The organism is Fictibacillus terranigra (genome assembly GCF_030412265.1).
GTDB lineage: Bacteria > Bacillota > Bacilli > Bacillales > Fictibacillaceae > Fictibacillus_C > Fictibacillus_C terrinigri.
Genome location: NZ_JAUHLN010000002.1, coordinates 92,251 through 107,433 on the forward strand (window position 1 = coordinate 92,251; position 15,183 = coordinate 107,433).

At 43.6% G+C, this 15,183-nt stretch carries 11 protein-coding genes; all 11 read left to right on the plus strand.

Going from position 1 to position 15,183, the window contains the following annotated elements; genetic code table 11:
* Nucleotides 1-347 precede the first annotated feature (347 nt).
* The 11 genes from QYF49_RS08265 to QYF49_RS08315 all read left to right on the plus strand — a co-directional run bounded on the left by QYF49_RS08265 (nucleotide 348) and on the right by QYF49_RS08315 (nucleotide 15,146).
* Complete coding sequence (locus tag QYF49_RS08265; RefSeq protein ID WP_290399162.1) at nucleotides 348-1,343, plus strand: thiamine pyrophosphate-dependent dehydrogenase E1 component subunit alpha; 996 nt, start codon at nucleotides 348-350, stop codon at nucleotides 1,341-1,343.
* Between the two features lie 20 nt (nucleotides 1,344-1,363).
* Complete coding sequence (locus tag QYF49_RS08270) at nucleotides 1,364-2,395, plus strand: alpha-ketoacid dehydrogenase subunit beta (RefSeq protein WP_290399163.1); 1,032 nt, start codon at nucleotides 1,364-1,366, stop codon at nucleotides 2,393-2,395.
* Between the two features lie 26 nt (nucleotides 2,396-2,421).
* The gene (locus tag QYF49_RS08275) at nucleotides 2,422-3,672 is read left to right on the plus strand and encodes a dihydrolipoamide acetyltransferase family protein (RefSeq protein ID WP_290399164.1); all 1,251 of its coding nucleotides are present in this window, start codon (nucleotides 2,422-2,424) and stop codon (nucleotides 3,670-3,672) included.
* 16 nt (nucleotides 3,673-3,688) lie between these two features.
* Complete coding sequence (lpdA, locus tag QYF49_RS08280) at nucleotides 3,689-5,071, plus strand: dihydrolipoyl dehydrogenase (RefSeq protein WP_290399165.1); 1,383 nt, start codon at nucleotides 3,689-3,691, stop codon at nucleotides 5,069-5,071.
* Between the two features lie 27 nt (nucleotides 5,072-5,098).
* Entirely contained in the window at nucleotides 5,099-5,872 is a 774-nt protein-coding gene (locus tag QYF49_RS08285; RefSeq protein ID WP_290399166.1) for an acetoin reductase, read from the plus strand.
* A 186-nt stretch (nucleotides 5,873-6,058) separates the two neighbouring features.
* Nucleotides 6,059-7,909 carry a sigma-54-dependent Fis family transcriptional regulator gene (locus tag QYF49_RS08290; RefSeq protein ID WP_290399167.1) on the plus strand — a complete coding sequence of 617 codons (1,851 nt, stop codon included), beginning with the start codon at nucleotides 6,059-6,061 and terminating at the stop codon, nucleotides 7,907-7,909.
* 703 nt (nucleotides 7,910-8,612) lie between these two features.
* A complete protein-coding gene (locus QYF49_RS08295) occupies nucleotides 8,613-8,762 on the plus strand; it encodes a hypothetical protein (RefSeq protein ID WP_290399168.1) in 150 nt (49 codons plus the stop codon).
* 1,489 nt (nucleotides 8,763-10,251) lie between these two features.
* Nucleotides 10,252-10,752 (plus strand): cytoplasmic protein, encoded by a 501-nt coding sequence (locus QYF49_RS08300; protein WP_290399169.1) that lies wholly within the window; start codon nucleotides 10,252-10,254, stop codon nucleotides 10,750-10,752.
* 770 nt (nucleotides 10,753-11,522) lie between these two features.
* Nucleotides 11,523-12,248 carry a GntR family transcriptional regulator gene (locus QYF49_RS08305; protein WP_290399170.1) on the plus strand — a complete coding sequence of 242 codons (726 nt, stop codon included), beginning with the start codon at nucleotides 11,523-11,525 and terminating at the stop codon, nucleotides 12,246-12,248.
* Between the two features lie 805 nt (nucleotides 12,249-13,053).
* Nucleotides 13,054-13,956, plus strand: a complete 903-nt coding sequence (locus QYF49_RS08310) for an ROK family protein (protein ID WP_290399171.1) — start codon at nucleotides 13,054-13,056, stop codon at nucleotides 13,954-13,956.
* A gap of 23 nt (nucleotides 13,957-13,979) precedes the next feature.
* Nucleotides 13,980-15,146 carry an SIS domain-containing protein gene (locus QYF49_RS08315; protein ID WP_290399172.1) on the plus strand — a complete coding sequence of 389 codons (1,167 nt, stop codon included), beginning with the start codon at nucleotides 13,980-13,982 and terminating at the stop codon, nucleotides 15,144-15,146.
* The last annotated feature ends 37 nt before the right edge of the window (nucleotides 15,147-15,183 follow it).

Consider the following 15,183-nt stretch of genomic DNA (forward strand, 5'->3'; position numbering starts at 1 on the left):
AAAACCAAGTCAAGAAGCCTTAAATTTGATAATTCTTTTACTCGGATTCCAAACTATGTTCTAGGCTATAAATTATTTTATGGAGGGTTAGATTCATTATTTACATAGCGTGAGCTTCGCAAGATCTGAGATAAGTAAGCTTTTCTTTCCTAAAAAAGGGGAAAGTGTATCCTTTTAAAAAGACAGCGGGACAGAACGAGACAAAAAGAGACAACCGTCTCGTTTTGTCTCTTTTTTTTGTTTTTCAAATCAACAAATGCCCTTTTCTCAGGTTTTATAGGTTGGCATGAATCTTGCTACATAATAAAGTGCAGTTTTTAAAACAAGAAAAGACAGGAGGATGACTTATGGAAGCGACGCAAAGTCAAAACAAAGAGTCATTGACACGGGACAAAGCGCAGTGGATTTATCAAAAGATGCTGGAGATCCGAAAGTTTGAAGACAGGGTACATGAATTGTTCTCGCTCGGGAAATTGCCTGGATTCGTTCACCTTTATGCCGGGGAGGAAGCGGTGGCAGCGGGTGTTTGTGCGCACCTGTCAGACCATGACAGCATTACGAGTACACACCGGGGGCACGGCCATTGTATTGCCAAGGAATGCGGATTAAACGGCATGATGGCTGAGATTTTTGGAAAAGTAACTGGGCTCTGCAAAGGAAAGGGCGGATCCATGCATATTGCTGATTTTGATAAGGGCATGCTTGGAGCCAATGGAATTGTTGGCGGTGGCTTTCCATTAGCCTGCGGAGCAGCTCTGACAGCCAAGTACAAAAAGACCAATAATGTAAGCGTTTGCTTTTTCGGTGATGGGGCCAACAACCAGGGAACGTTTCATGAGGGCATTAATTTAGCCGCAGTCTGGAAACTGCCGGTCGTTTTTGTGGCAGAAAACAATGGCTATGGTGAAGCCACACCCTTCTCCTATGCCTCAAGCTGCAAAACCATCGCAGACCGTGCGGCAGGCTACAACATTCCTGGTATTACCGTGGATGGAAAAGATGTTCTGGCTGTATACAAAGCGGCAGAAGAAGCAGTGGAACGGGCGCGGCGTGGCGAGGGACCAACATTAATTGAGTGTGTGACCTACCGCAATTATGGCCACTTTGAAGGAGATGCACAAACCTACAAGATCGAGCAGGACAAGAAAGAACACAAAGAAACAAAAGATGCGATTGTCCAATTTAGAAAACATGTGCTGGAAAACGGCTTGTTTGCTGAAAATGAGCTGGCGGAAATGGAGAATGCGGTGGATCTGGCGATTGAAGAAGCGGTAAATTTCAGCGAAGGCAGTGAATACCCGGATGCATCCGATTTATTGAATGATGTATACGTAAGCTATTAAACAAAAAGGAGGCGACGAGAATGGGAAGAACAATCAGTATGTCCGATGCAATTAATGAGGCGATGAAACTCGCGATGAGAAAAGATGAAAATGTACTGCTGCTTGGAGAAGACGTTGCCGGCGGTGCACAAGTAGACCATCTGCAGGATGATGAAGCCTGGGGCGGTGTGCTTGGAGTAACCAAAGGGCTCGTACAGGAATTTGGAAGAGAGCGGGTGCTGGATACACCGATTACAGAGGCCGGCTATGTCGGTGCAGCGATGGCTGCCGCATCGACTGGCCTTCGTCCGATTGCCGAGCTGATGTTTAACGACTTTATCGGCACATGCCTGGATCAGGTGCTCAATCAGGGGGCGAAGTTCCGCTACATGTTTGGCGGGAAAGCAAAGGTACCGATTACCATACGGACGACACACGGAGCAGGCTTTCGGGCAGCAGCCCAGCATTCCCAAAGCCTGTATGCGTTGTTTACAGCCATTCCCGGTATTAAAGTGGTGGTTCCTTCCACTCCTTATGATGCGAAAGGACTGCTCCTGAAGGCCATTGAAGATGATGATCCGGTCATCTTTTTTGAAGACAAGACGCTTTATAACATGACAGGAGACGTGCCGGAAGATTACTATACCATTCCATTCGGTGAGGCGGATATTAAACGAGAAGGAACCGACCTTACCATTGTGGCGATCGGCAAAATGGTTCAGGTCGCGCTGACAGCAGCTGACCAACTGGCATCAAAAGGAATACAGGCTGAGGTTGTGGATCCAAGGAGTCTATCGCCTCTTGATGAAAACACTATACTCGGATCCGTAGCCAAAACAAACCGCTTGGTGGTCATTGATGAAGCGAATCCGCGCTGCAGCATGGCAACAGACATTGCGGCACTCATTGCCGATAAAGGATTTGATTCACTGGATGCTCCGATCAAGCGTGTCACGGCTCCTCATACACCGGTTCCATTTTCCCCTCCGCTGGAAGACCTTTACCTTCCGACACCGGAAAAAGTGGTGGCAGTGGTATCAGAATTACTGGGAGAAAACGCACTCAGCGTGTAACGATCAAGGAAGGGAGAGGAACGAACATGGCCATAAATGTTATCATGCCAAAGCTCGGTATGGCGATGAAAGAAGGAACCGTTTCCGTCTGGAACAAAAAAGTAGGCGATTCGGTACAAAAAGGAGAATTGATCGCCAGCATCAATTCTGAAAAAATAGAAAAGGAAATTGAGTCGCCTGGAGAAGGAGTCCTTCTGGAGATTGCGGTAGAAGAGGGACAGGGCGTGCCACCTGGAACTCCGATCGCCTATATCGGGCAGCCGAATGAAACGATCGTAAAAAAAGAGGCCAGGGAAGAGGCCGCAGCCAGTATCTCCGCAGAGCCAAAGAGGCAAAACCCGGAGATAAAGCGGCAAGAAAAGGCAGATTCTCCTGCCACGTTACCCGCTGCCGTTGAAAAGGTCAGAATTTCGCCTGTTGCCAGAAAAATGGCTGCCCAGGCCAATCTGGACATTCAAAACCTGACGGGAACAGGGCCGGGAGGAAGGATTACAAAAGAAGATGTGCAAAAGGCACTGGAGACAAAATCGCAAATTTCGCGCCAAGAGCCGGCTGTTCTTACACAATACGAATCGCCAGCTTTGACGGAACAGCCATCAAGGCCATTGTCGGGTATGCGCAAGGTCATTGCCGAACGGATGCACAGAAGTCTTCTGAATACTGCCCAGCTGACCATCAACATGAAGGCGGATATTACCGAATTGAAAACGCTCCAGGCTCAAAGCGCTCAATCTGTGCAACGCAGGATTGGAGCGAAACTCACGTTGACTGATTTTATTGCCCGGGCGGTTGTATTATCGTTGCAAGAACACCCGGTGATGAATAGCACTTTACTGGAAAATTCCATCCGCGAAAGTGAAAACGTCCATCTTGGCATGGCGGTAGCACTTGAAAATGGTCTCGTTGTTCCGGTGATTAAACATGCGGAGTCACTTTCTCTGTCGCAGTTGTCCGCAGCCATCCGGACGGTGGCAGACCGAGCAAGAGAAGGGAAGCTCAGCAGTGAAGAGATGAAAGGTTCAACCTTTACGGTAACCAACCTTGGAGCGTATGGAGTAGAGCATTTTACCCCAATCCTGAACCCTCCGGAAAGCGGGATTCTAGGCATTGGAGCTACGGAAGACCAGCCAGTGTATAAAGGAGAACAGCTTGAACGCCGCACCATTCTGCCGCTGAGCCTGACTTTTGATCACCGAATTGTGGATGGAGCGCCTGCTGCCGCTTTTTTAAAGACAATTAAACAGTATTTGGAAGATCCGTTTGCAATTCTTGTATAGAAAGAAGGTGGACTTGATGGAAACAATCGCAGTGATCGGAGGCGGGCCTGCCGGGTACGTTGCTGCAATCACCGCAGCACAGCAGGGGAAAGAGGTTATTCTGATCGATCAAGCAGCCTTGGGAGGTACCTGCTTAAATAAAGGCTGCATGCCAACAAAAACACTCCTGCAAAGCGCGGAAGTACTTGGGAAAATTCAGCATGCGGAAGAATTTGGCGTTTCAGTTTCCTCTGCAGAACCTGTGATTAACTGGGAGAAGGTACAGCAGCGCAAGAACTCGATTAAAGATCAACTAGTTTCGGGCATTCAATATTTGATGAAAAAGAACCAGGTGACCGTGATTTCTGGAAATGCCAGGTTTCTAACAGCGAACACGCTGCGGATCGATGAAAACAGCGGCTCTGAACGATTCATAGACTTTGAATCTTGCATCATAGCCGCAGGGGCGGAGCCAGCGGAGCTTCCTTTTGCGCAGTTTGATGGGGAATGGTTGCTTCACAGCGGCCAGGCGATGGAGCTCAAAACTATTCCCAAAACGCTCCTCATTGTTGGCGGGGGAGTGATAGGCTGCGAGTTTGCCAGCATTTACAGTCGGTTTGGAACAAAGGTAACGATGATCGAGATGGCAGATCAGCTGCTGCCAGGTGAAGACACAGACATTGCCGCTGTTCTTGAGGAACGGCTGAGAACGGACGGTGTAGAAGTACATACGTCTGCCTCCTTAAAAAAGCTTGAGGCACATACGAAGACCGCCATTTATGAGGTTGATGGACAGCGGGTCGACATGAGTCCTGAAAAAGTGTTGGTTTCTGTGGGAAGGAAACCTCGTGTAACCGGTCTGGGCCTTGATGATATAGGCATAGTCACTGAAAAAGCCCGAATTCAGGCCAATGAGTACATGCAGACGAACCTGCCGCACATTTTTGCTGCAGGAGACGTAACAGGAGGAATTCAGCTTGCTCATGTGGCCTTTCATGAAGGGAAAGTGGCTGCATTGAATGCCTGCGGTCGTAACAGGAAAGTGAATTACAAAGCGGCACCACGATGTATTTATACCTCTCCGGAAATTGCCAGTGTCGGCTTGACACAGAGACAGGCAGAACAACAGTACGGGGACGTGCTAACAGGGGAGTTCTCTTTTGGTGCCAACGGAAAAGCACTGATTCTCAATGAGCCATTCGGAAAGGTAAAAGTAGTGATTGATCCGCAGTACAATGAAGTGCTCGGCATTTCCATTGTCGGTCCGCGGGCGACTGAACTGATTGGGCAGGGAACGCTCATGCTTCACGGCGAGTTAACCGTGGACGTTCTTGAGGATTTTATCGCTGCCCATCCCACTCTGTCTGAGGCCATTTCAGAGGCGATTGCCAGTACGGTTGGCCAGGCGGTTCATGCTTGATTTAAAACGGAAGAGAGGAAGAAAAGCATGAAGGAATTAAAAACAGCGATCGTTACAGGATCCGGCCAGGGCATTGGGCGAGCCATTGCATTACGTCTGGCAAGTGACGGGTTTAACGTAGTAATCAATGATGTTGACCAGGTGAAGGCAGAAAGCGTCTCAGGGGAAATTGAGCGTCTTGGGAGAAAAAGTCTCGCCGTTAAAGCGGATGTCAGCAACAGGGACGAAGTATTCGAAATCGTATCACAGGCTCAAGAGGCGTTCGGCAGTGTGGATGTCATGGTTTCTAATGCAGGGATCGCCCAGGTCAAGCCCCTGCTCGAGGTAACCAAAGAAGATTTGGAGCGCATTTTTAATGTGAATGTGTTTGGTGTGCTGTACGGATTGCAGGCAGCCGCAGAGCAGATGAAAAAACAACAGAGCGGCAAAATTATCAGCGCCTGCAGCATCGCCGGTTATAAAGGGTTTAGCCTCCTCGGTGTGTATTCAGCCACCAAATTTGCGGTCAGGGGACTGACACAAGCGGCTGCTCAAGAACTGGCACAGTTTGGGATTACGGTAAACGCGTATTGTCCCGGCATTGTCGGAACACAGATGTGGGAACATATTGATGAACGTATGGCAGAGTATATGGATTTAAAAAGAGGGGAAGCGTTCAGGCAGTTTTCTGAGGGAATTGCCCTGGGCCGTCCAGAAAAACCGGAGGATGTCGCACAATTTGTCTCTTATCTGGCCTCCGATGATTCCAACTACATGACCGGCCAATCCATCATGATTGATGGCGGTGTCGTTTTTTCCTGAAAGAAACACAAAGGATCATCAGCTTCGCTTACGGGCACGGCATTTGCGTGCCTTTTTTTATGCGGATTGTAAGCGTTTTAAATCTCCGATATAATAAGAAAAAACAGACAGAAAATTCTAAAATATGATGTTGGTTGTTGGACAAGCTTTGTTTTCCACACTCTTAATAGGATAGAGGAGGTCAAAATGCTTGCGTCTAACTGTTATTTGAGCACATGGAAGCGGTTTGTACATGAAGGAGTTCTCGATCCATCCCGGTTGAGTAAACGCATTCAGGAATCCTGGCACCGGTGCAAAGAGGTCAAAGTGGATCCTTATTTGACCAAGGGGCGCCATATTTTATCACAGGAGGAGCTGCTCCACCAAAAAAAGAAAAGTTCTTTCTTCTTAGAAGCGGCCCAGCCTCATATCGCACGAATGAAAGAGGCCATTCATGAGCTAGGAATGATGGCGCTTTTAATTGATTCCGAAGGCTATGTTTTGTCACTGACCGGCAGCCGGAAGATAGTTGCTGATGCCTCGAAAATCAATTTTGTCGAAGGGGTCAAATGGACCGAAGAAGAAGTGGGTACCAATGCTATCGGTACGGCCCTTCAAACCAAAGAGGCTGTGCTCGTCAGCGGGACAGAGCACTATTCGATCGCATCACATCAATGGAGCTGTTCTGCCGTTCCTGTGCATGATCCTGAAGGCAGAATCCTCGGTGTTCTGGATGTTTCCTGCCCGATAGATTCAGCTCATCCGTATATGCTCGGTGTTGTGGCTTCGGTTTCACAGGCCATTGAACAGGAACTGAGAGTCCAGACCTGTCAGATGGAGATGGAACTCATCCAGCTGTCCATGGACATGATTGAAGCCCATCCCCACCTGGCGATCTGCAGCCCTTCCGGTAAGATTTTAGCTATGGGGCAAGCCCTTCGCCGAAGATGTACGGATTTGGCTGGAATGAAAATCAAAGACGCCATTCACTTTGGTCTGATCAAGGAAACCCAAGTACCATTATATAATGACCACAAAAGCATCATTGGTTATTGTGTCCGTTTGGTGCCCGATCAGCAGAGTCCGCAAATACAAGTCCAGAAAACAGTCGGCAGTTCTACTTTTTCGTTCCCTGGCGAAAAGGGCAGTAGTCCTGCCTTTCAACAAACGATCGAAGGGATCAAACGGGTTGCCCCCCGTTCTCTGAGTGTCTATATTTCAGGAGAAACCGGAACAGGAAAAGAGCTGGTCGCTCGTGCAATTCATGAAAACAGTCCAAGAAAAAAAGGACCGTTCATTGCCGTAAACTGTGGAGCGCTTTCGGCAGAACTGATGGAGAGTGAACTATTCGGTTATGCACCGGGTGCATTTACAGGCGCTAAAAAACAAGGGGCCGAAGGGAAATTTAAGCAGGCGGACGGAGGAACCATCTTTCTGGATGAAATCGGGGAAATTTCACCGGCCATGCAGGTGGCTCTACTAAGAGTGCTCCAGGAGAAAAAAGTGACCCCTGTCGGAGGAACGAAGGAAATCCCGGTTGATTTCCGGGTGATCTGTGCCACTCATCAGGATCTGGGACAGCTCGTTCAGAAAGGGTCGTTTAGGAAAGATTTATTTTATCGGCTCCACGTTTATCCGCTGGTGGTTCCTGCACTCCGCGAGAGAAAGGAAGACATTCCCGATCTTATCCGGTATTATTGCGAGATAAGCGGGATTGTTCCAAACTGGCCGGATCATTTAATGGAAAAAATGATGGCCTACCACTGGCCCGGCAATATCAGAGAGCTATTTAATGTGATCGAACGGCTGCATATTTTGCCGCCGGCCACAATGGACACTGATCAACTGAACCGTCTTCTGCTGCCATTGGAACATCAGGAAGCAGAACACCAATTACCCTTAAAAGAGGAGCCATCCCTTTCCTTTCGGGATAAAGTACAGCGTGATGTGATAATGGACGCACTGAAGAAAACAAAAGGAAACGTGACGCTTGCTGCAAAACTGTGCGAAATCCCGCGAAGCACATTTTATAAAAAAATTCAAAAATTCGGGCTCTGAATAGTATTTGCAAGGATAGAAAAGAGTAAGGACCATTAACACCAGTTTTAAAGGAGGAAGTATGGCTTGAACAAATCAAAGCAAAGGCATCCATAGTTTATTTCGGATGCCTTTTTCCATTAGTTTACTTATAGTCTCATCACTGCTAAGTGTATTGATTCATCTCTCCAATAACTAGGTGTTCCTGCAGAACTATTTGTCGATTTATCTCTTCAATGGTATCTAGGGATACTGGGACTACTGAGGAAGAAAATTATCATTGAAACTGGTTGGACTGCTTGAGAGAAAAAGCCTTGCTCGACATTATTGAGAAAACGAGTGAGTCTCTTGAAAAAATAAATGATACTCAAGAAAAGATACTTTTCCGGATTGAGAACTTAGAATCCGGGTTTAACCTGATGAGAGATATTCGCGATAGATTACCGGCTTCCATCATGTCGATATTTCCTTACATTATGTCCCTTTACTAGAAGCACTAATACCGGCCGTTTGGCCCGCCTTTTAGTTTTTTACTGATTCCGATGTATTAGAAACCACAAGGTGGAATTGAAAATGGGTACCTAAGTGGCAATGAGGATAATTACCATTGATGAACTAAAGAAAATGTTAAAAGGAAAAATATAAGTACGCTCAGGTCATACGAATCAGCCTGATCACTCAGACTTCAGCTGGTCCAAAAACTTTGGCCATGCTGGCTGAAATTTTGAAAAAGAAAAAGGTAACGACCAATCCACTTCCAAAACCAAAGGTCACACCTAAACCAAAGAAGACGATTCACCGAGTGATTGGGGATAGAGAACAGATTAATGCATTTGGCGATACAGGACATCTGCTGGCTTCCGTTGAGGATTAGATCAAATCCGACGCTGAAAAAATAGAAATCGAGAGGGTGTAAGAAATGATCAATTGGAAGGCTCGTTTTAAAAATTGGTTGTGGTTGTCCCCTTTTCTGTCGCAACTTATGATTATTCTGCAGTTGCTGCTTGTTGCATGGATTGCAACTGGAGTGACAGAGTCCAATTAACTGAAGAGATTAGGGGATAGGTGTTGGCATTAAGCTAACGCTATTTTTATTGCCCTTTCAATGTAAGGTTTTGTTCACGACCCCACGTGGAGGGGATTAAAAGCCAAAGGGAGAGATCAATAGTGGTTACACATGATAATCAGGCGTTTGTTAGAACTGCAGAAAATTACGACGCGGCTGCCATTAATGATCAACTGAATGATCAACAGAGGATTACTGTGTAATTGGAGATATCGTTATGTATCGTTCAAATGTGAAGTTGATTGTGCCAGATAGCAAATAACCCTGCAGATAGGGGATGAGATGCAGGGTTATCAGCAGCATGAAATACATGATACTCCCTTATCTATATGCAACAAGAAATGGAAGGTGAAAGAGAAAAAGCCTGTCTCTTCGGAGACGGCTGTTTTTATGTTGCTTAAATAAAGAAAAACTCTGTGAATGGCCAATTTCACAGAGCGTCCATTCGAATGGAAGTCTTTGACTCGAGGAATGGCATCCTCAAAATAATATATGTAAGTAGCTATATTAAGGATTGGACGTAAAGCCTATCTCTTCGGATATAGAGATATATTTAAAGAAACATCTAAGGCAGCAATTAAAATGAGAATACAGTCTGCTTACGAACAACCAGCAGAGGTTATTGAAGAAACATATATAGATTGGATCGAACAACAATTGATGTAGTTTACCCCGGCTACCTAAAGAATAAACCATAAAAAATAAGCTAACCAGATAAACTGGTTAAGCTTATAATACGAGCGCGATTGTTAAAGAAAAAAACATCATTATGTTAACGAATTGCTTACTTGCGTTTTTTCATTGAACTCGAAGTCCCTATTGGACCCATTACATATATTAAAGTAATCCGAATAAAACTCTTTCCTTTGAACCCCGGTCATATCTGATCGGGTGCCTCTGTGTGTAAGGGAGATCATTTTAAATTATAATTTGGATCTCATAAAAGCCAAGAGACTTAAAAATGTCATTTTATAAGAAAGATATTTTTGTATCCATTTCATATAAAATATGGTAAAATTAAACTAATCTGTTTGAAAGAAAGGAACTTCAGTGACCTGTATGCCAACATCTAATCTGTAATGGATACAACTGGATTGCTTCTCAACCGTTAAAAAACATCTCGTTTTTGACCACGGGAGAAGTCTGTCTACATCCCATTACAGAGGAAATACAGCGAACTGCAGTCCGTTAAACTTTTAATTATGCGTTCTTTGCTCTCCTTGTTAAAGGGTTTTGCGTCCTGCAAGATTTTCAAATAGAAGTTGTATTCCCTCGCTATTATTTCGAGGTGAAAAAAATGCAAACAGAGCAATACTCTTTAGTGCTTCGTAAAAAACAGAAAGCCGATACAGTGAGAAAGCAATGCAAAATGTGCGGGAAAGTAACGATTTTTACAGACACTACGATTCGAAGACATAACGCGAACGGTAAAAACATCTATCAGTTTGCCATCTATAAATGTCCGAAGAATCATTCGTGGAACAAGAAGCTAGATATCTATAAATCGTTTTCTGAACATGTTGACCCAGCCAATCTTGTCGAAACAGAATTCAATCTAATCCAGGATGGTGAGAAAATTTCCCTTTTTAAATCAACTGAAACATTCTATGAAATTAACATATCTTCAGCTGAAGGCAGCTTCCGTTTAGACCGTACACTTGCAGACTATATTGAAGATTGGAGTCGAACTGAAATCGTTCAAAAGATAAAAAACGGCGAGATTCTTTTAAACAATCGTTTTACGAAACCAAGCCAAAAGCTGTCTATTCATGATAAAATTTTAATAGTTGTAAAATAATTAAATGACTTCTGAAGCCAAGAGACATAAAAAAGTCTCTTGGCTTTTATTTAAAAATTAAAATGTCGGTGCTATAACCTTCGGTTGGATTTGTTTGTTTTTCTGGTTGTTCTTGATTTTTCACTTTGTTCCTTTCTTTTGAATCTTTTTGTCGCTCATTTTGCTTCTCCTATTGTCGTTTGTTTTTTTAGATCTTGGTGCAGGGTTCTTGCTGTAGACCGCAAAGTAATCTGTCAGAAGGGAAAAATTGCTCTATAAAAGGAGACCATCACATGCCTATCAAGCTAAGAAAACAGGTCACCCCAAAACGATAAATGTTACAAAAAGTCGTTTTTGGGGGTGCATAAAATTTTAACTTGATGGGGTACCGCCAACATTTCGGAAATTTTTACGCTTGGCAAATTTCCACATAAATATAGCCAAATACCTGTATGTTAAGGGATTTGGCTTAAGTTATAGAATACACCTTTAAGATGGGAATATTAATCTTCCTGAAGAATATAAATTTGATTCAAATAGATTACCAGCTAATTCACTAAGACCTTTAAATAAAAGATGTGGGGAAGTAATTCTTCTTTTTATTAAATTCTTTTATTGCTTCACTCAAATACACAGTGTTCCAGAGCTTATTGCATTGATTAATATATTTAATGCACTAGTTCTTTGTAGTGGTCTTGTTTACCGCGCCTAATACATTTTGTTAAAAACCTTTACTAAAGGTTGAAAAGGGAGTACACTGGTAGTGACCACATTACCAATAGAGGTGAGACATGACACGAATTGATAAGACCAGCAGAATCCCCCTTTATATCCAGTTGATGGATATATTAGTTAATAAAATGGAAGATGAAATAGGAGAAAATGGGCAGTTACCGTCTGAGAGGGAAATATGCCAACAGTATGATTTATCTCGGACAACAGTTCGGCAGGCGATAAACGAACTCGAGAAAGATGGATATATCTATAAAGTGCATGGAAAAGGTACTTTTGTCTCGCCAAAAAAAGTTAATCAAGAACTGGTTAAATTTTATTCCTTCACAGAAGAGATGAAAAAGTTGGGTAAGGTTCCTGTCTCGAAAGTTTTATCGTTTGATGTTATTGAAGCCGATCGAAAGATTAGTAATAAGATTATAGTTGCTGAGGGCACTAAAATATATTGTTTTTCGAGATTACGTATTGCTGATGATATACCAATGATGCTTGAAACTTCTTTTGTACCCTATGATTTATTTCCGGGTATAACAAAAAAAGATCTAGAAAATACAGCTTTATACGATATTTTCAGAAATCGTTTTGAAACAGAAATCACAATGGCAGATGAGTTGTTTATGCCAGTAATGACAAATGAAAAAGAGGCAAAGTTGCTACAAATGCCTCCATCCCTGCCATGTTTACGTATTGAACGAATAACACATGGAATAAACCGGGTCATTGAATATACCAATACGATCGCCAGGGGTGATAAGTTTAAATACCATGTCCGCCTAGAAAATTAATCTAGGTGTACCTCGTCTGGTAGTGACGTACCTACAACCTACATGATTATGTCCTGTTGGCCGAAAGTCTGATTGATATTTCCAAATTCAAATTTGATTGGGATTTTCTCCATAGCAACCTTTCAACATTTGGAATGTTAAACAGGGTTGTGCAGGAGTTAGTATATCTCCTTTTCATCAAAAAAATGGGGGGCTAATTTCATGCCGAATAGTTTGCTAACAGCGAATCGACAAACGTTTAGGCCTTCAATCATCTGTAAAACTGATCGCTGGGGATTAATCCAATGTGGAATACGTGGATTTTCTTGAAGACGATTCGACAGGCGATCTTGAGAGAAAGCTGCTTGAGGCTTTATCAAGATTATAAGAATGTGAATCTATCGTATTCTTATGTGATTTAGCTGGTGGTTCCCCGTTTAAAACGGCCGTATCACTTACGGATGAGGAGGAGTGGTTGGCGGAACAAATCTTGCTGTGGTCATCGAAGCTGCGTTACTAAAAGACAGCCTTCAGATCAATACTGGCAAACAATCGGGAGCGCCCAAGAGTCAAAGGGCCGGGTATTTGATTTGTTGCATACACGCCTCGTTAAAGTCTTTCCTGAAAAACATATAATGTGATCGGGTATGTTCGCATTATATGTTTTTTGTATTAACGATTCAGGTAGGAAAATGAATTTGTTTACTTGTACCAACAATCCAACTTTGTATAATGCATGTAATAAATTTGTTGAGGAAAACTCGTCTTCTCAATGCAGCAATTTTTACAGCAGAATACACAAAACTGCTAGTAGAGGAGCGTGAATATGAATAAGGCAATTGGAATTGATATTGGCGGGACAAAGATTGCTGCTGGAATCATTTCGGAAACAGGGGAATTGCTGAATCGTGCGGAGACAAAAAGTGATCCCTCTAACAGAGAAAAGATGTTTACTAGAGTCGTAAAAGCGGTAGAACAAGTTCTTGAAGATTCATCTTTTACAATTGCAGATATGTATGGTATTGGTGTCGGTGTACCGGGCAAGGTAGATCGTGAACAAGGGATTGCGGTTTTTCAAAATAATTTACCATGGACCAAGTTTCCCCTTACTTCCCGTTTACGAGACCAATTCGGACTCCAGCGGATTACGATCGACAATGATGTTTACATGGCTGCCTTTGGCGAGTGGAAAGAGACCCAGGCAGAAAGCGATGAAACGTTTGTTTATGTGACAATCAGTACAGGCATTTCCTGTTCCATTATTCAAAACGGTTCATTTTTCCGGGGAGCTGGATTTGCCGGAGAACTCGGCTTGATTCCAGTCTTTTCAAAGACTGCCAAGAAATTAGAGCGACTGGAACAAGCGTCTGCGGGACCTGCGATTGAAAAATTAGCACAAAAGGAATTGCAGATGGCGGAACTATCAACTAAGGATGTCTTTGAACGCTACAAAGGCGGGGCACGTGAGTATCAGAACATCATAAACGAGGTGACAGACAATTGGGTACAAGCGCTCTATTCCATTTCCTGCTTACTGGACCCGCATAAAGTAGTTTTTGGTGGAAGTGTCATTACTAACAACCCTTTTTTGCTTGAAATTATAGTAGAAAAAATGAAATTGTACCAAATCCCTGAACAACAGCATTTATTAAGCCACATGTCGATTAGCACGATTAAGGAGAACAACGGCGTCGTTGGTGCGGGATTACGGGTATTCGAAGGGAACTAAATATTAGACGAGGAGTGTCAAAGATGTTTACGTTAAGTCGGGAAAATTTAATGCCACTAGGGGCTTCAATTACAACAGCGGAGATCAAACAACAGCCTGAATTATGGGGCGAAACATTTGCATTGTACACTAAGAAGAGTTCAAAGATTGAAGCATTTTTGAGAAATATGACGGAAAAACATGATCGTATCCGGGTTATTTTTACGGGAGCAGGAACTTCCGCTTATGTCGGTGACACTGTAACTCCATTTATTAAAGGAAAAGTGAATGAGAAACAGTGGGACTTGATGAGCGTTCCAACAACGACAATCGTATCAAACCCGTATCAATTCTTAAAAGCGGATATCCCGACATTATTAATATCTTTTGCACGAAGCGGAAACAGCCCAGAAAGTGTTGCCACTGTGGAGTTAGCAGAACAAGTGGTAACAAATATTTATCAAATTACAATCACCTGCTCTAAGGATGGGAAGTTGGCACAACGGGCAAAAGGGGATGAAAATAACCTCTTATTATTGATGCCTGAAAGATCCAATGATCAAGGCTTTGCGATGACTGGAAGCTACACCTGTATGGCCCTGACTGCACTACTCATTTTTGATACGCTATCGATCGAAGAAAAATTGAACATTGTCGAAACGATCCGCCGCATGGGTCAAAGCGTTATTAGCAGAGAAGCTGATATTAAAAAAATGATTTCTTCCGGCTTTGAACGAATTATTTATCTTGGCTCAGGCTGCTTTGAGGGCTTGGCAAGAGAGGCTCAATTAAAAATTTTGGAGTTAACTGCTGGTAAAATTGCCACTTCTTTTGATTCATCACTCGGATTCCGCCACGGTCCTAAATCATTTGTAAATGAAAAAGCAGTGGTGTTTATGTTTGTTTCCAACCATCCGTATACCCGTTGTTACGACCTCGATATGTTAAATGAATTGAGACAGGATCAAATCGCCAGTGCTATTTGTGCCATCGCAGTGGACGGGGGCAAGAATTATGTCGGTGATACGTTCTTATTCGACGATGACGCTCGTACCTTACCGGATGCTTACCTGACATTGCCTTTCCTCATGGTTGGACAAACGATCGCACTGCTGGCTTCGATTAATGTCGGGAATAAACCTGATACTCCTTCGCCAAGTGGAGCGGTTAATCGTGTCGTTAAAGGTGTAACCATCCATGAATATAAGTAAATTTCGTGAAAGGTTGCTTGGCAGCTACTTTTTCTAA